General features: G+C 59.9%; 16 protein-coding genes. 10 read left to right on the top strand and 6 right to left on the bottom strand.

All coding sequences use genetic code 11. The features are described 5' to 3' along the window. Positions 1-88 precede the first annotated feature (88 nt). Positions 89-763, top strand: coding sequence for a DNA repair protein RadC (gene radC, locus PspR84_RS28475; RefSeq protein WP_034152053.1), 675 nt, complete (start codon positions 89-91; stop codon positions 761-763). 148 nt (positions 764-911) lie between these two features. Here the strand turns inward: radC and PspR84_RS28470 are convergent, their stop codons facing one another. Next, a complete protein-coding gene (locus tag PspR84_RS28470) occupies positions 912-2498 on the bottom strand; it encodes an ABC transporter substrate-binding protein (protein WP_160059915.1) in 1587 nt (528 codons plus the stop codon). A 448-nt stretch (positions 2499-2946) separates the two neighbouring features. Between PspR84_RS28470 and rpmB the strand changes: the two genes are divergently transcribed. Both rpmB and rpmG read left to right on the top strand, forming a co-directional pair. Then, positions 2947-3180 carry a 50S ribosomal protein L28 gene (gene rpmB / locus PspR84_RS28465; protein WP_007920377.1) on the top strand — a complete coding sequence of 78 codons (234 nt, stop codon included), beginning with the start codon at positions 2947-2949 and terminating at the stop codon, positions 3178-3180. Between the two features lie 11 nt (positions 3181-3191). Continuing rightward, entirely contained in the window at positions 3192-3347 is a 156-nt protein-coding gene (rpmG, locus tag PspR84_RS28460) for a 50S ribosomal protein L33 (RefSeq protein WP_003177274.1), read from the top strand. Between the two features lie 179 nt (positions 3348-3526). On the opposite strand, the gene PspR84_RS28455 is transcribed toward rpmG, so the two are convergent. Next, complete coding sequence (locus PspR84_RS28455; protein ID WP_160059914.1) at positions 3527-3889, bottom strand: cupin domain-containing protein; 363 nt, start codon at positions 3887-3889, stop codon at positions 3527-3529. Between the two features lie 239 nt (positions 3890-4128). On the opposite strand from PspR84_RS28455, the gene PspR84_RS28450 reads away from it, so the two are divergent. Both PspR84_RS28450 and PspR84_RS28445 read left to right on the top strand, forming a co-directional pair. Then, on the top strand, positions 4129-5622 hold the full coding sequence (locus PspR84_RS28450) for an aldehyde dehydrogenase (protein WP_008086799.1): 1494 nt from the start codon (positions 4129-4131) through the stop codon (positions 5620-5622). 192 nt (positions 5623-5814) lie between these two features. Then, positions 5815-6960 carry an MFS transporter gene (locus PspR84_RS28445; protein ID WP_160059913.1) on the top strand — a complete coding sequence of 382 codons (1146 nt, stop codon included), beginning with the start codon at positions 5815-5817 and terminating at the stop codon, positions 6958-6960. 12 nt (positions 6961-6972) lie between these two features. On the opposite strand, the gene PspR84_RS28440 is transcribed toward PspR84_RS28445, so the two are convergent. After that, positions 6973-8541, bottom strand: coding sequence for a phospholipase D family protein (locus PspR84_RS28440; protein WP_160059912.1), 1569 nt, complete (start codon positions 8539-8541; stop codon positions 6973-6975). 60 nt (positions 8542-8601) lie between these two features. Further along, positions 8602-10023, bottom strand: a complete 1422-nt coding sequence (locus PspR84_RS28435; protein ID WP_160059911.1) for a PLP-dependent aminotransferase family protein — start codon at positions 10021-10023, stop codon at positions 8602-8604. A 179-nt stretch (positions 10024-10202) separates the two neighbouring features. Between PspR84_RS28435 and PspR84_RS28430 the strand changes: the two genes are divergently transcribed. Continuing rightward, entirely contained in the window at positions 10203-10448 is a 246-nt protein-coding gene (locus PspR84_RS28430; RefSeq protein WP_160059910.1) for a DUF1127 domain-containing protein, read from the top strand. A 142-nt stretch (positions 10449-10590) separates the two neighbouring features. Here the strand turns inward: PspR84_RS28430 and PspR84_RS28425 are convergent, their stop codons facing one another. After that, a complete protein-coding gene (locus PspR84_RS28425) occupies positions 10591-11901 on the bottom strand; it encodes an FAD-binding oxidoreductase (RefSeq protein ID WP_160059909.1) in 1311 nt (436 codons plus the stop codon). Between the two features lie 148 nt (positions 11902-12049). Between PspR84_RS28425 and PspR84_RS28420 the strand changes: the two genes are divergently transcribed. Beyond that, positions 12050-12403 carry a YkgJ family cysteine cluster protein gene (locus PspR84_RS28420; protein WP_160059908.1) on the top strand — a complete coding sequence of 118 codons (354 nt, stop codon included), beginning with the start codon at positions 12050-12052 and terminating at the stop codon, positions 12401-12403. A gap of 110 nt (positions 12404-12513) precedes the next feature. Here the strand turns inward: PspR84_RS28420 and PspR84_RS28415 are convergent, their stop codons facing one another. Then, positions 12514-13002, bottom strand: a complete 489-nt coding sequence (locus PspR84_RS28415; protein ID WP_003177284.1) for an Lrp/AsnC ligand binding domain-containing protein — start codon at positions 13000-13002, stop codon at positions 12514-12516. 155 nt (positions 13003-13157) lie between these two features. On the opposite strand from PspR84_RS28415, the gene dadA reads away from it, so the two are divergent. From dadA to alr, 3 genes are all read left to right on the top strand, one after another. Next, positions 13158-14462: a D-amino acid dehydrogenase gene (gene dadA, locus PspR84_RS28410; RefSeq protein ID WP_016985828.1), complete on the top strand. Its 1305-nt coding sequence runs from the start codon at positions 13158-13160 to the stop codon at positions 14460-14462. Then, complete coding sequence (locus tag PspR84_RS28405; protein ID WP_034152045.1) at positions 14434-14787, top strand: RidA family protein; 354 nt, start codon at positions 14434-14436, stop codon at positions 14785-14787. The genes dadA and PspR84_RS28405 overlap by 29 nt, the downstream gene beginning before the upstream one ends. A 94-nt stretch (positions 14788-14881) precedes the next feature. After that, a complete protein-coding gene (gene alr, locus PspR84_RS28400) occupies positions 14882-15955 on the top strand; it encodes an alanine racemase (RefSeq protein ID WP_160059907.1) in 1074 nt (357 codons plus the stop codon). The last annotated feature ends 9 nt before the right edge of the window (positions 15956-15964 follow it).

The following is a 15964-nucleotide window of genomic DNA, read 5'->3' as shown; positions in this document are numbered from 1 at the left end:
CCCAGGGTTGAATCGACCGCAAAAAAGATGGGCTACGATATCACAGCGACCGCTACGGAACAGCGGCGCCCACAGACAGGGAATGTGTATGAGTATTCGCGATTGGCCTGCGGCGGAACGCCCGCGGGAAAGGTTATTGGAACACGGTGCAGCGAGCCTTTCGGATGCTGAGTTATTGGCCATTTTTCTGCGCACCGGATTGCCCGGAATAAGCGCTGTGGACCTGGCGCGCAATCTGTTGACTCAATTCGGTAGCCTGCGTTTGCTGCTTGAGGCCGATCAGGACGCATTCAGCAAACAATTGGGGCTCGGACCGGCAAAGTTTGCGCAACTGCAAGCTGCTCAGGAAATGAACAGGCGACATCTGGCTGAGAAATCACGGCAGAAACCAGCCCTGGAAAACCCTCAGGTCGTTCGCGATTATCTGAAATCGATGCTGCGCCACGAACCGCATGAGGTGTTTGGTTGCCTGTTTCTCGACTCCAAACATCAAGTACTGAATTTCGAGATACTGTTTCGCGGCTCGATCGACAACACCAGCGTGCATCCGCGCGAGGTGGTGAAGCGATGTTTGGCCAATAACGCGGCGGCGTTGATCCTGTGCCACAACCATCCATCGGGGAATACCGACCCCAGTCAGGCAGATCGGCTGCTGACCAAGCGCCTGCAAAAGGCGCTGGAGCTGATTGATGTACGGGTGCTGGATCACTTCATCGTCGGCGATGGGGAGCCGTTATCGATGGCGGAGTGTGGCTGGATGTAACGCCCAGGAACGATCAAATCCCTGTGGGAGCGAGCTTGCTCGCGAAGGCGTCGTGTCAGTCAGCATCACTTTTACGGACAGACCGCTTTCGCGAGCAAGCTCGCTCCCACAGGTTTGATTGCATCCACAGAGTTATGTGCCGGGCAGGTTATTTCAGGTTGACCTTGGAATAGTCCTGCCGGCCAAACGGGCTCACGGAGTAACCCTGCACATCCTTGCGCGTCAGCGCGTAGGCAGTCGGGTGCGCCAGCGGCAGCCACAACGCCTGCTGCTGAATCTGCGTCTGCGCCTGTTCGTACAGTTTGGTGCGCACACCTTGCTCACTGGTGGTCTTGCCGGCGCTGATCAGCTTGTCGAGATCAGCATTGCAGTAGCGCGCAAAGTTGGTGCCCGACTTGACCGCTGCGCAGGAAAACTGCGGCGTGAGGAAGTTGTCCGGGTCGCCGTTATCGCCGGCCCAGCCCATGAACAGCAGGTCATGCTCGCCCGCCTTGGCGCGACGGATCAGCTCGCCCCACTCGATCACACGGATTTCCGCTTGAATGCCGATTTCCGCCAGATCCGACTGCAGCATCTGCGCGCCCAGACTCGGGTTTGGGTTGAGCAGGCTGCCCGACGGACGCGTCCAGATGGTGGTCTGGAAGCCATCCTTCAACCCGGCCTTGACCAACAACGCCTTGGCTTTGGCGACATCGTGCGGGTACCCCGGCAGGTTCTTCGCGTAGCTCCAGGTGTTCGGCGGGTAAGGGCCGTTGGCGGCTTCGGCGGTGTCTTCAAACACGGCTTTGATGTAGTTGGCCTTGTCGAAGGCGAGGTTGATCGCCTGACGCACTTCTGGTTTGTCCAGCGGCGGATGCTGGCTGTTGATGCCGACGAATCCGGTCATGAACGCGTCAGTCTTTTCGACTTTCAGCGTCGGTTCTTTCAGCGCGGCCTGTACGTCCAAAGGTTTTGGCGACAGGGCGATCTGGCATTCATTGCGCCGCAGTTTTTGCAGGCGCACGTTAGCGTCCGGGGTGATGGCGAAGATCAACGGATCCACCGCAGGCTTGCCACCGAAGTAATCCGGGTTGGCCTTGTAACGGATCGCTGCGTCTTTCTGGAAACGGTTGAACACGAACGGGCCGGTGCCGATCGGCTGGCTGTTGAGCTTGTCCGTGGCGTTGGCCTTCATCAGTTTGTCGGCGTATTCGGCGGAGTAGATCGAGGCGAAGCCCATGCTCAGGGTCGCCAGGAATGTCGAATCAGGATGATCAAGGGTGAAGCGCACGGTCAGCGGATCGAGCGCGTCAATCTTCTTGATCAGCGCTGGCAACTGCATCGACTGCGCATGCGGGAAGCCGCTTTGAGCGACCTTGTGCCACGGGTTGGCCGGGTCGAGCATGCGGTCGAAGCTGAATTTGACGTCTTCGGCGGTCAACTCGCGGCTCGGTTTGAAGTAATCAGTCGTATGAAATTTCACCTGCGGGTGCAGCTTGAATACATAAGTCAGGCCATCGGTACTGACTTCCCAGCTGTCGGCCAGGCTCGGCACGACTTTGCCGCTGGTGGTATCGAAATCCACCAGGCGGTTCATCAGCACGTCGGCCGAGGCATTGGTGGTGGTCAGCGAGTTGTATTGCACTACGTCGAACCCTTCCGGGCTGGCCTCGGTGCAGACGCTCAGCGCGGCGGCCTGCGCCAGGGGGCTCAGCAGGAGCGGGGCGAGCAACAAGGGTAGGGCAGCGAGGCGCATGGTCGGTTTCCTTTTACAGATCGAAGGCCCATCTGCAAGTGCAGTCTGGAAAAGGCCTACCCTAGAGGGCTGGATTACAAATGACTATCCCCTTTTTGCATTTTAAGGGCACAGTGGTGGCCGTTTTTCAGACCGCGGTGCTTCGCAAAAAGTCTGAAACGCCTGCTTGGGCGACTTTCTGCGACGAGTGGTAAAAATCGATGCCGGCCTTTATCCAAAGCGTTCGCAGACCAAAAAAGCGCCTTTTTACCGATTGATTTCACACCGAATGTTGTTGCACCCCGGTCTTTCTGGTATAAAGCAGCGCTCTTTTCTAGGGGCCCGGTTCCTTCACTGTAGGTGTAGCCGGTAAGACCTCTAAAGAAACGCGGCGCCTGGCGCCAAATGACTGAGAGATTAAGCGGCCAACCCATGCCGGGTTGGGCATGTGGTTTTAGAGGGCTGAGGCATGTCGAGAGTATGTCAAGTTACCGGTAAGGGTCCGGTAACTGGGAATAACATTTCCCACGCAAACAACAAAACCCGTCGTCGTTTCCTGCCGAACCTGCAGCATCACCGCTTCTGGGTTGAAGAAGAGAAACGTTTTGTGCGTCTGCGCGTATCTGCCAAAGGCATGCGTATCATCGACAAGCGTGGCATCACTGTCGTGCTCGCCGAACTTCGCCGCGATGGCAAGATTTAAGGGAGCTAATCATGCGTGAATTGATTCGTTTGATCTCGAGCGCCGGTACTGGTCACTTCTACACTACCGACAAGAACAAGCGTACTACCCCGGACAAAATCGAGATCAAGAAATATGATCCGGTTGTTCGCAAGCACGTGATCTACAAGGAAGGCAAAATCAAGTAATTGATTTTTCCCGACTTACAAAAAAGGCCCGTATCTCACGATACGGGCCTTTTTTGTTGCCTTGATTTTTGTGTCGCCTGTCCTGACGCCTTCGCGAGCAGCTCGCTCCCACAATGGAATGCGGTAGGAATGTGGGAGCGAGCTTGCTCGCGAAGAGGCCGGTAAAATCACCGAAAAACTCAAGCCTTCTGTTCAAAGATCACATAGATCTTGCGGCAAGCCTCAAGCACTTCCCAGGTGCCGCGGAAACCCGCCGGAATTACAAACCGGTCGCCAACACGCAAGGTCTTGGCGTTACCATCGCTGTCACGCAGCACCGAAACCCCCTGCAGGATTTCGCAGTACTCATGCTCGGTGTAATTCACCGTCCACTGCCCGATCGCACCTTCCCAAACGCCAACGCCCATCTGCCCGCAAGGGCTTTCGTACTGATGGAACACCGCTTGCTCAGGATCTCCCTTCAGCACCTTCGCCGGGTCCGGACGATAGCGTTCGGCTTCGCTGCTGGTCAGGCTGATGTCGACGACGTTCTGGATGTTCATTGTTGTTATCCCCCGTGAGTACGGCGCGATTGGCTGGAAAGGGCCAAAGTCTATGTTGATTAAAATCAACACCGCAAGGCCGTATGGCCACCTTATGTCAAATATATTGAAACAACCCCGGCCGCTGGTTTAGGGTGGCGGGTGCCTCTGGCCGAAAAACCGGCTGGCCGGGCAGAATTCCTGAGGACGCTGGCGAAGATCGCGCGGCGCTCGTATTCAACAAGCGGAGGACACTCGAAATGACCACCCTGACTCGTGCCGACTGGGAACAACGCGCCCGCGACCTGAAAATCGAAGGCCGCGCTTATCTCAATGGCGAATACACCGACGCCGTCTCCGGCGAGACCTTCGAGTGCATCAGCCCGGTCGATGGCCGTCTGCTTGGCAAGATCGCCAGCTGTGACGCCGCCGACGCCCAGCGCGCCGTGGAAAACGCCCGCGCCACCTTCAATTCCGGCGTCTGGTCGCGCCTGGCGCCAACCAAGCGCAAAGCCACCATGATCCGTTTTGCCGGCCTGCTGAAGCAGCACGCCGAAGAACTGGCCCTGCTCGAAACCCTCGACATGGGCAAGCCGATCAGCGATTCGCTGTACATCGACGTCCCGGGCGCGGCGCAAGCGCTGAGCTGGAGCGGTGAAGCGATCGACAAGATCTACGACGAAGTCGCCGCTACGCCGCACGACCAGTTGGGTCTGGTGACCCGCGAGCCGGTAGGCGTGGTCGGCGCCATCGTGCCGTGGAACTTCCCACTGATGATGGCTTGCTGGAAACTCGGTCCGGCGCTGTCGACCGGTAACTCGGTGATCCTCAAGCCATCGGAAAAATCCCCGCTGACCGCCATCCGCATCGCCGCACTGGCGGTTGAAGCCGGCATTCCGAAAGGCGTGCTCAACGTGCTGCCGGGCTATGGTCATACCGTTGGCAAGGCGCTGGCCCTGCACAACGACGTCGATACGCTGGTGTTCACCGGTTCGACCAAGATCGCCAAGCAACTGATGATCTACTCCGGCGAATCGAACATGAAACGCGTCTGGCTGGAGGCCGGTGGCAAGAGCCCGAACATCGTCTTTGCCGATGCTCCGGATCTGCAGGCCGCGGCTGAATCCGCCGCCAGCGCCATCGCCTTCAACCAAGGCGAAGTCTGCACCGCCGGCTCGCGTCTGCTGGTCGAGCGTTCGATCAAAGACAAGTTCCTGCCGATGGTGATCGAGGCGCTGAAAGCCTGGAAACCGGGCAATCCGCTGGATCCGGCGACCAACGTTGGTGCGCTGGTGGATACCCAGCAGATGAATACCGTGCTGTCATACATCGAATCCGGTCATACCGATGGCGCCAAATTGGTGGCTGGCGGCAAACGCATTCTGCAGGAAACCGGTGGCACCTACGTTGAGCCAACGATTTTCGACGGCGTGAGCAACGCGATGAAGATCGCTCAGGAAGAGATCTTCGGCCCAGTACTGTCGGTCATCGCTTTCGATACCGCTGAAGAAGCGATCCAGATCGCCAACGACACGCCGTACGGCCTGGCCGCAGCAGTCTGGACCCAGGACATCTCCAAGGCGCACCTGACCGCCAAGGCGCTACGTGCCGGCAGCGTGTGGGTCAACCAGTACGACGGCGGCGACATGACCGCACCGTTTGGCGGCTTCAAGCAATCGGGCAACGGTCGTGACAAGTCGCTGCACGCGTTCGACAAATACACCGAGCTGAAGGCGACGTGGATCAAGCTGTAAGCCGTTAGGAGGGTCTGTTCGCAAGAGCAGAACCTCCAGACGAAGCAGATCCCTGTGGGAGCGAGCCTGCTCGCGAAAGCGGTGTATCAGTCAGCCCATGTGCTGAATGTGCAGCCGTATTCGCGAGCAGGCTCGCTCTCACATTTGTTTGATGCGGCCTCCAAAAAATAATTATCCACAGGAGCGTGGAACATGCGGTGGGCGACGTATTTCGCCGTGTTGGCGTCTGTCTTGAGTGTCGGTCTGGCCCTGGGGGTCAGCATGCCGTTGGTGTCGTTGCGCCTGGAAGGCTGGGGCTACGGCGCCTTCGCCATCGGCGTGATGGCGGCGATGCCAGCGATTGGCGTGTTGTTGGGCGCGAAGATTTCCAGTCATCTGGCGGCACGCTTCGGCACGGCCAATCTGATGCGCCTGTGCCTGTGGGCCGGGGCGCTGTCGATCGGCTTGTTGGCGCTGTTGCCGAGTTACCCGATCTGGCTGGTGCTACGGCTGATGATCGGGGTGATCCTGACCATCGTGTTCATCCTCGGCGAGAGCTGGATCAATCAACTGGTGGTCGAGCACTGGCGCGGTCGCTTGGTGGCGCTGTACGGCAGCAGCTATGCGTTGAGCCAGTTGTCTGGCCCATTGCTGCTGGGTGCGCTCGGCACCGAAGAGGATTACGGATTCTGGGTCGGCGTCGGCCTGCTGTTGGTTTCGCCTTTGCTTCTGTTGGGCCGCAGTGGTGCACCGAGCAGTGAAGCCAGTAGTGTGACGTTCCGCGATCTGTGGGGATTTGCCCGAGAGCTGCCGGCAATTGCCTGGGCGGTGTCATTGTTTGCCGCGTTCGAGGCGATGATCCTGACGTTGCTGCCGGTGTATTGCCTGCAACAGGGCTTCACCGCTGAAATCGCGCTGGCGATGGTCAGCACGGTGGTGGTCGGCGATGCGTTGCTGCAATTGCCGATTGGCGCGTTGGCCGATTATCTGTCGCGGCGTACGTTGTTTGCCGGCTGCGCCGTGGTGTTGATGCTGTCGAGTCTGGCGATTCCGCTGTTGCTCGACACGCTGCTGATCTGGCCACTTTGGGTATTGTTCGGGGCGAGTGCCGGTGGTTTGTTCACCCTGTCGCTGATTCTGATTGGCGAGCGTTATCGCGACGATGCGCTGGTGCGGGCGAACGCGCACATTGCGCAGCTATGGGGTGTGGGTTGTCTGGTCGGGCCGCTCGCGGCCGGGGCGGGCAGTCAGTGGATCAGCGGGCATGCGTTGCCGTTGTTGATGGCGATTGGGGCGTTTGGGTTGGTTCTGCTGCTTTTGCGTCAGGGTGCGTTTGGCCCAGTGACCGAGCCTGCGTAGATCTTTTGCTCTTTAAAGCATTCGCTCAAGCCCGACAGTGGTGCTGAACCACGCGTTGAACCGCCGCCACCAACTCCCCGGCTCCTTGGTCAGGGTGTGCATCTGGCCGTTGTCCTCAGTGATCCAGACAATCTGGCCATCCTGCAATTTCGCCTCGTAACTCAGCGCTGGCGCCATGCCTTGCAGCGCCAGTTCGCGCACATGCCCGGCCAGCTCAGGGCTGTCCACCAACACCCCGACCTCGGTATTCCACAGCACCGAGCGCGGGTCGAAGTTGAACGAGCCGATGAAAGACTTCTGCCGATCAAAGATCATCGCTTTGCTGTGCAGGCTTGAATCGGAACCGCGAAACGACTTGCTGTAAAACACATGCGGGCCGCTGCCGTAGTTATCCCCAGGCTGGCGCCGCAGTTCGTACAGTTTCACGCCGTGCTCCAATAGCGCCTTGCGATACGGTGCATATCCGCCATGCACCGCCGGCACATCGGTGGCCTCCAGCGCGTTGGTCAGCAGGCTCACCGAGACGCCGGCATCGGCGCGACCGGTCAGGTAAACCAGCCCCGGCTGGCCCGGCACGAAGTACGCCGAAATCATGATCAGCTCTTTGCTCACGCCTGTAAGCTCGGGTGCCAGTTGCGTGGTCAGCAGCAATTGCGGATCCGGCTCACCCTTGGCCAAGACCTTGCTCGGCGCGTCCCACAACGCCTGATTCCACGCCCAGATCAGTTCTTTGCGCCAGATGTCCATGCGCGGTTCGGTCTTGAACGTCATCAACTGCTGATACAGCGCGTGATTTTGTTTGCGGGTGTCTTCCAGCGATTCTTCCAGGCGTGTGCGGGTGTTCTGCAGGTCCTTGGCGGTCGGTTGGCTGGTAAGAAACTCGTCGATCGGCTTGCTCAGCGCGCTGTTCCAGTACTGGTCGAAACTGTGTCCGAGCTGCTCGGCCACCGGCCCGACGCTGAGCATGTCGATGTCGGTGAAATTCAGGTTCGGCTCGGCGTCGAAATACTCGTCACCCAGATTGCGCCCGCCGACGATGGCCACGCTGTTATCCGCCAGCCACAGCTTGTTGTGCATGCGTCGATGCTGCAGCGACAGGTTGAACAAGCGACCGGCCGCGCGGGTGACGCCGGTGCTGCGGCCCAGATGCAGCGGATTGAACAAACGAATCTGAATCTGCGGATGCGCCGCCAGAGTGGCGATGATCTGGTCGAGGCCATCGCTGGTGGTGTCATCGAGGAGGATGCGCACGCGCACGCCACGGTCGGCAGCCTTGAGCAGTTCCTCCACCAGCATCCGCGTGCTGATGCCATCGTGGACGATGTAGTACTGCAGATCGAGGCTGGTCTGGGCGTTGCGGATCAGTTCGGCGCGCGCGGTGAACGCCTCGCTGCTGTTGGACAGCAGGCGAAACCCCGAGCGGCCTTGATAGGGCGCCGCTTGTGCCTGAATCGAACGGCCGAAGCTGGAATCGGAAGCCGGCAATGCCTGACTCGGCTCGCGCGGAACATCGAGACTGGCACAGCCGCTCAGGAACGAGGCGAGTAACAGCAAAGCGAACAGGGGCTGTCTGAATCTCACGTAGGGTCATTCCGAATGGCGGCTAGGGTCGGCATATGGACGCGGTTCTCTGGAAAAAGGTCAGTCGGCCTCGGCCAGCAATCTGACGGCCGTCTCGCCGACCTTGCGCACCGCCTCTTCGATCTGCGCTGTCGGTTTGGCAGCGTAGTTCATCCGCAGGCAATTGCGGTACTTGCCCGAGGCGGAAAAAATGCTGCCGACGGCAATCTGTACGCCTTGGTCGTGCAACTCACGATTGAGTTTCAAGGTGTCGAAACCTTCCGGCAATTCGACCCACAACATGAAGCTGCCTTGCGGCCTACTGGCGCGTGTGCCTGCCGGGAAATAGCGGGTAACCCAGTCGATCATCATGTCGCGACTGCGCTGGTATTGCGTGCGCATGCGCCGCAAGTGCGGTTCGAAGTGGCCGGCCTTGAGGAATTCGGCGATGGCGATCTGCGGCTGCGGCGCGGTCGATCCGGTGCTGATGTATTTCATGTGCAGCACGCGCTCGAGGTAGCGGCCCGGTGCGACCCAGCCGATGCGCAGGCCCGGCGCCAAGGTCTTGGAAAACGAACTGCACAGCAATACGCGGCCGTCTTCGTCGAAAGATTTGATCGTGCGCGGGCGCGGGTAGGTGTAGGCCAGCTCGCCATATACATCGTCCTCGATGATCGCCACGTCGAAGCGCTGCGCGAGGGTGAGCAGGGCGCGTTTGCGCGACTCCGGCATGATGTAACCCAGCGGGTTATTGCAGTTGGGGGTGATCTGGATGACCTTGATCGGCCATTGCTCCAGCGCCAGTTCCAGGGCTTCCAGGCTGATGCCGGTGAGCGGATCGGTGGGGATTTCCAGGGCCTTCATGCCCAGGCCTTTAAGCGTCTGCATGGCACCGTGAAAGCTTGGCGAGTCCACCGCGACGATGTCGCCCGGCTCGCAGATCGCGTGGATGCTGGTCGACAGCGCTTCGTGGCAACCGGTGGTGATCACCAGATCGCTGGCGCTCAACTGGCAGCCGGAATCGAGCATCAGTCGGGCGATCTGCTCGCGCAGTTCGAGGGTGCCGTGGATATTGTCGTAATACAGACCGGGCATGTCCTGACGGCGGCTGATTCGTGCCAAGCCGCGCAGCAGCGGCTTCATGGTCGGCGAGCTGATGTCCGGCATGCCGCGACCCAGTTGCACGACATCCTTGCGCGGCACCGCGCGAATCAATTCCAGCACCTGATCCCATTGCGAAATTTCCACCGGTCGCTGTGCCGGGCGGCCAACGGCGGGCAACTCCGGCAGTTCGCGGCCGACTGGCACGAAGTAGCCGGATTTGGGTTTCGGCGTGGCCAGGCCACTGTCTTCGAGCACGCGATAAGCTTGCTGCACCGTGCTCAGGCTGACCCCGTGTTCAACGCTCAAGGCGCGCACCGACGGCAACCGATCGCCGGGACGATAGAAGCCGTTTTCGATGCGCGTGCCGAGCAATTCGGCGAGATTTACGTAAAGGGTCATGGCGCTGCCTCGGTGCAGGTGATTCGATAAACCAGTACAGACGTGGCAAAAATTGACAATTCAGTCGGTAAAACGACGAATCTGTATGGAGTTAATACAGTTGCTTTGAATCTGTAATGGTTTTGCTTGCCCGCGCATCATGGAATCTCTGGCTACCCAAGTAAACAGGAGCATTGAAAATGAATGGCTTGAGCGATGTGCGGCTGACGTTACACAGTCAGGAACTGGCGGCAGGGCAGAAGGATCGTGCACGCAATGAGATCATGCGTAACGCACCGTCCGGCCTGAGTCGCTGGAATCTGTTCTGGCATCGTCTGCACACGCGCAAGGCGTTGCTGGCGCTGACGGCGGATCAGCTCAGGGATATCGGGCTGACGCGTGAACAGGCGCAGGAGGAGGGGTTGAAGCCGTTCTGGCGGATCTGAGATCTGTATTGTTCTTGCCGGCCCCTTCGCGAGCAGGCTCGCTCCCACATTGATCTTCAGTGGATACAAAATTCCCATCCACAGCAGAACCCTGTGGGAGCGAGCCTGCTCGCGAAAGCGGCCTCATGAGCGCCGCAAATCATCAGACCAACTCTTTGAGGCGATGCCACAACATCCCCAGCGCCAACAACGGCGAGCGCAAATGCTTGCCGCCCGGGAAGGTGATGTGCGGCACCTTGGCAAACAGATCAAAGCCACCGCTGTGTTGCCCGCTGATCGCCTCGGCCAATAACTTGCCCGCCAGGTGCGTGGCATTCACCCCGTGCCCGGAGTACGCCTGGGCGTAATACACGTTCGGCTGATCCGCGAGCCGACCAATCTGCGGCAAGCGGTTCGCGCCGATGCCGATCATGCCGCCCCACTGATATTCGATATTCACGCCAGCGAGTTGCGGGAACACTTCGAGCATCTTCGGTTGCATGTAGGCGCCGATATCCTTTGGATCGCGCCCCGAATAATGGCAGGCACCGCCGAACAGCAAACGACGATCCGCCGAGAGTCGGTAATAATCCAGCGCGACACGTTGGTCGCAGACCGCCATGTTCTGCGGCAGCAGGTTATGCGCCTGTTCTTCGCTCAACGGCTCGGTGGCGATGATGTAGCTGCCGGCGGGCAGAACCTTACCGCTAAGCTGTGAATTCAGATCGTTGAGATAGGCGTTGCAACCGAGCACCAATGTTTTGGCGCGCACCGAACCTTGGGCCGTGTGGACTTTGACTTCGGGGCCGTAATCGATATGTGTCACCACCGAGTGTTCAAACAGTTTGACGCCCAATTGCTGCGCCGCCGCTGCTTCGCCCAACGCGAGATTGAGCGGATGCAAATGCCCTGACCCCATGTCGATCAAACCACCGACATAGCGCTTGGAACCGACTACGGTGTGCATCTCGTTGGCTTGCAGCAAACGGGTTTCGTAGCGATAACCGAGGCCACGCAATTCTTCGGCGTCCTCGGCAAAGCCCTCAAGGTCGGCGGGTTTGTTGGCGAGGTCGCAGTAGCCCCAGGTCAGGTCGCAGGCAATCTGAAAACGCTCGACGCGCTGGCGGACGATTTCCACCGCTTCCAGGCCCATCAGTTTCATCTCGCGCACGCCGTCGGCGCCGATGACGTTGGCGAACTGATCGAGACCGTGACCGACCCCGCGAATAAGCTGCCCGCCGTTGCGACCACTGGCGCCCCAACCGATCTTGTGCGCTTCCAGCAACACTACGCTGAGGCCGCGTTCAGCCAGTTCCAGCGCCGTGTTCAACCCGGAAAAGCCACCGCCGACCACGCAGACATCGGCGAGCACCTCACCTTGCAAGATCGGGTGATCGGGCTGCGGCAGGCTGCTGGCGGCGTAGTAAGAGGCAACGTGGGGTTGGCTCGCGGAGGTGAAGGCGCGGGCAGTCATGGGCGTCATCCAACGGCTAAGGTGTCGAGAAAATTTGACGGAGCATAAGCCGCACGCCCGAACGTGGGCAACACTGGTCGGCCTGCGGTGTCTGGATCAGGGCTTTTGCGGCACAATTGACGCCTATTCCACCTTGGTTACCGTTTTGATGAGCTGCAACAGCCAGACAGTCCGCACCTTGCGCCAACAGATCCCCTCGTTCGAGTGCGTGCCCGGCTGCCACGATTGCTGTGGGCCGGTGACCACCTCACCGGAAGAAATGGCCCGCCTGCCGCGCAAGACCCGCGCCGAGCAGGATGCGGCGATGGAAGAACTGAACTGTGTGCACCTGGGGCCGAATGGCTGCACGGTGTATGAAGAGCGGCCGTTGATTTGCCGGCTGTTCGGCACGACCAAAACCTTGCCTTGCCCGAATGAGCGGCGGCCGGTGGAGCTGATTCATCCGCGGGTCGAGAAGCAGATCTTCGAGTACATGGCGGCGCATCGGCAGGTGTTGGTTTAACGCGTTCACTCGGGACCGAGTCGACGCCATCGCGAGCAGGCTCGCTCCCACATTTGGAATGCATTCCCCTGTGGGAGCGAGCCTGCTCGCGAATGGAGCGCCACCGATCTTCAATCCGGAATAGGTAAGCTCAGGCTCTCTTTCACCTCTTCCATCACGATATAACTCTTCGACTCCCGCACATGCGGCAGCTTCAACAGAATGTCGCCCAGCAGCTTGCGGTACGAGGCCATCTCGGAAATCCGCGCCTTCACCAGATAGTCGAAATCCCCTGAGACCAGATGGCATTCCAGCACGTGCGGCAACTTCAGCACCGCGCGGCGGAACTCTTCGAACGTGTCGCCGGATTTGTAGTCGAGGCTGATCTCGACGAACACCAGCAAGCTACCCTTCAAGTGCTGCGGATTCAGCCGGGCGTTGTAGCCCATGATGATCCCTTCGCGCTCCAGACGCCGCACCCGCTCGGTGCACGGCGTGGTGGAGAGGCCGACTTTTTCGCCGAGTTCGGTAAAGGAAATCCGTCCGTCCGCCTGCAGGATCCGCAAGATGTTGCGGTCGATCTTGTCCAGCTCACGTTTGGTCTGAGTGTTGGTACGCATAGGGGATGCGCCTCCGTGAAAAGGGTTTTTGCCGAGAATTGTCGCCAAATATAGGCGCTTATATAGTGAAAAGCACTGGCATTTCTTTTTTACACTGCGCGCATCATTGCTCTAACAACAGACGTGCGCGGCCCAGCCGCGATGAGGGATACAAAATGCGTGTAATGGTCTTGGGTAGCGGCGTCATCGGTACCGCCAGTGCTTACTATCTGGCCCGTGCCGGGTTTGAAGTGGTGGTGGTCGACCGGCAGCCTGCTGCGGCCATGGAGACCAGTTTCGCCAACGCCGGTCAGGTGTCGCCGGGCTACGCCTCGCCGTGGGCCGCGCCGGGCGTACCGCTGAAGGCGATCAAGTGGTTGCTGCAACGCCACGCCCCTCTCGCGATCAAGGCCACTGCCGACATCGACCAGTACCTGTGGATGGCGCAGATGCTGCGCAACTGCACCGCCAACCGTTACGCGGTGAACAAAGAGCGCATGGTGCGTCTGTCCGAGTACAGCCGCGATTGCCTCGACGAATTGCGCGCCGAAACCGGCATCGCCTACGAAGGCCGCAGCCTCGGCACGACCCAGTTGTTCCGCACCCAGGCACAGCTGGATGGCGCCGCCAAAGACATCGCCGTGCTGAAAGAATCCGGGGTGCCGTTTGAAGTCCTCGACCGCGCCGGCATTGCCCGCGTCGAACCGGCACTGGCAGGTGTGACTGACATCCTCGCTGGTGCCCTGCGCCTGCCAAACGACCAGACTGGCGACTGCCAGATGTTCACCACGCGTCTCGCCGAAATGGCCGTGAAGCTCGGTGTCGAATTCCGCTTCGGCCAGGACATCCAGAAACTCGACTACGCCGGTGATCGCATCAACGGTGTGTGGATCGACGGCAAGCTGGAAACCGCCGACCGCTACGTGCTGGCCCTCGGCAGCTACTCGCCGCAACTGCTCAAGCCACTGGGCATCAAAGCCCCGGTGTATCCGCTCAAGGGTTACTCGCTGACCGTGCCGATCACCAACCCGGCGATGGCCCCGACCTCGACCATTCTCGACGAGACCTACAAGGTCGCGATCACCCGTTTCGACAACCGCATCCGCGTTGGCGGCATGGCCGAGATCGCCGGTTTTGACCTGTCGCTCAACCCGCGTCGCCGCGAAACCCTGGAGATGATCGTCAACGACCTTTATCCTCAGGGCGGTAATCTGGCCGAGGCGAGTTTCTGGACCGGTCTGCGTCCGACCACGCCGGACGGCACGCCGATCGTCGGTGCCACGCCGTTCAAAAACCTGTTCCTCAACACCGGTCACGGCACGCTCGGCTGGACCATGGCGTGCGGTTCCGGTCGTTTGCTGGCCGACCTGATGGCGAAGAAAAAACCACAGATCAGCGCCGAAGGCCTCGATATTTCCCGTTATGGCAACAAAACCCAGGAGTCCGCAAAACATGTCAATCCAGCGCCAGCTCACCAATGAGCGCATGAGTCAGATCGTCAGCCACAACGGCACCGTGTATCTGGCCGGACAGGTCGGCGACGACTTCGACGCCGGGATTGAACAGCAGACCCGCGACGTACTGGCCAATATCGAGCGTTTGCTTGATCTGGCCGGGACTGACAAACAGCATCTGTTGTCGGCGACGATTTACCTGAACGACATCGAGGCGCACTTCGCCGGGATGAACTCGGTGTGGGATCAGTGGCTGCCAAAAGGCGCTGCCCCAGCCCGCGCTACTGTCGAAGCGAAAATGGCCAAGCCGAGCATTCTGGTAGAAATTTCTATCGTCGCCGCGCTGCCGTAACCGTTGTAAAGATCCCTCTCCCGGCGCTGTTGGCGGTTCACGTCGTCAGTCGGCGCCGGTTTTTCTTCCCATGACCGCCTAGAAGTCTGCCGCCATGCGTCCTGCCCGTGCCCTGATCGACCTAGAAGCCCTGCGCCACAACTACCGAATTGCCCGCGAAGTCACCGGCGCCAAGGCGCTTGCAGTGATCAAGGCGGACGCCTACGGCCATGGCGCGGTACGTTGCGCCCAGGCACTGGAAGCCGAGGCCGACGGTTTTGCCGTCGCCTGCATCGAAGAAGGGCTGGAGTTGCGCGCGGCCGGCATCAAGGCCCCGGTGTTGTTGCTCGAAGGCATCTTCGAAGCCGATGAGCTGGCGCTGGTTGTCGAGCATGATTTCTGGACCGTGGTGCATTCGCTGTGGCAGCTCGAATCGATCGAGCAGGCGACCCTGAGCAAACCGATTACTGTGTGGCTGAAGCTCGATTCGGGCATGCACCGCGTCGGTCTGCATCCAAAGGATTACGCAGCCGCCTATCAGCGTCTGCTGGCCAGCGGCAAAGTGGCGAAAATCGTCTTGATGAGCCACTTCGCCCGCGCCGATGAACTGCACGCGCAGAGCAGCACCGAACAGGTCGCGGTGTTTGAGGCGGCGCGTCAGGGTCTGGCCGCGGAAGTCAGTCTGCGCAACTCGCCCGCCGTACTCGGTTGGCCGCAGATTCACAGTGACTGGGTGCGCCCGGGCATCATGCTCTACGGCGCGACCCCGTTTGAAGAAGCCAATGCCGTGGCCGAGCGTCTGCAACCGGTGATGACCCTGGAATCTAAAGTCATCTGCGTGCGTGAGCTGCCAGCGGGTGAACCTATCGGTTACGGCGCCAAATTCATCACCGACAAACCGATGCGTATCGGCGTGGTCGCCATGGGTTACGCCGACGGCTATCCGCGTCAGGCGCCGACCGGCACGCCGGTTTTGGTGGCTGGCAAGCGCAGCCGCATCCTCGGGCGCGTGTCGATGGATATGCTGTGTATCGATCTGACGGATGTGCCGGAAGCTGAACTCGGTTCGACCGTCGAACTGTGGGGCAAAAACATCCTCGCCAGTGAAGTGGCGCAGTGGGCCGAGACCATTCCGTATCAGATCTTCTGCAATCTGCGTCGGGTGCCAAGGCTCTATTCCGAGGGTTAAAGCCGCTGC

The organism is Pseudomonas sp. R84, assembly GCF_009834515.1.
Taxonomy (GTDB): Bacteria; Pseudomonadota; Gammaproteobacteria; order Pseudomonadales; family Pseudomonadaceae; genus Aquipseudomonas.
Note: the sequence above shows the minus strand (reverse complement) of the source record. Positions and strands in the feature narration are given on the sequence as shown.

Bases quoted from the DNA above. Each gene is read 5' to 3' on its own strand.
- PspR84_RS28405 (WP_034152045.1), top strand. From the start codon at position 14,434: ATGTCAATCCAGCGCCAGCTCACCAATGAGCGCATGAGTCAGATCGTC.
- rpmG (WP_003177274.1), top strand. From the start codon at position 3,192: ATGCGTGAATTGATTCGTTTGATCTCGAGCGCCGGTACTGGTCACTTC.
- PspR84_RS28430 (WP_160059910.1), top strand. From the start codon at position 10,203: ATGAATGGCTTGAGCGATGTGCGGCTGACGTTACACAGTCAGGAACTG.
- PspR84_RS28435 (WP_160059911.1), bottom strand. From the start codon at position 10,023: ATGACCCTTTACGTAAATCTCGCCGAATTGCTCGGCACGCGCATCGAA.
- rpmB (WP_007920377.1), top strand. From the start codon at position 2,947: ATGTCGAGAGTATGTCAAGTTACCGGTAAGGGTCCGGTAACTGGGAAT.
- PspR84_RS28470 (WP_160059915.1), bottom strand. From the start codon at position 2,498: ATGCGCCTCGCTGCCCTACCCTTGTTGCTCGCCCCGCTCCTGCTGAGC.
- PspR84_RS28455 (WP_160059914.1), bottom strand. From the start codon at position 3,889: ATGAACATCCAGAACGTCGTCGACATCAGCCTGACCAGCAGCGAAGCC.
- PspR84_RS28415 (WP_003177284.1), bottom strand. From the start codon at position 13,002: ATGCGTACCAACACTCAGACCAAACGTGAGCTGGACAAGATCGACCGC.
- radC (WP_034152053.1), top strand. From the start codon at position 89: ATGAGTATTCGCGATTGGCCTGCGGCGGAACGCCCGCGGGAAAGGTTA.
- PspR84_RS28420 (WP_160059908.1), top strand. From the start codon at position 12,050: ATGAGCTGCAACAGCCAGACAGTCCGCACCTTGCGCCAACAGATCCCC.
- PspR84_RS28445 (WP_160059913.1), top strand. From the start codon at position 5,815: ATGCGGTGGGCGACGTATTTCGCCGTGTTGGCGTCTGTCTTGAGTGTC.
- alr (WP_160059907.1), top strand. From the start codon at position 14,882: ATGCGTCCTGCCCGTGCCCTGATCGACCTAGAAGCCCTGCGCCACAAC.
- PspR84_RS28425 (WP_160059909.1), bottom strand. From the start codon at position 11,901: ATGACTGCCCGCGCCTTCACCTCCGCGAGCCAACCCCACGTTGCCTCT.
- dadA (WP_016985828.1), top strand. From the start codon at position 13,158: ATGCGTGTAATGGTCTTGGGTAGCGGCGTCATCGGTACCGCCAGTGCT.
- PspR84_RS28450 (WP_008086799.1), top strand. From the start codon at position 4,129: ATGACCACCCTGACTCGTGCCGACTGGGAACAACGCGCCCGCGACCTG.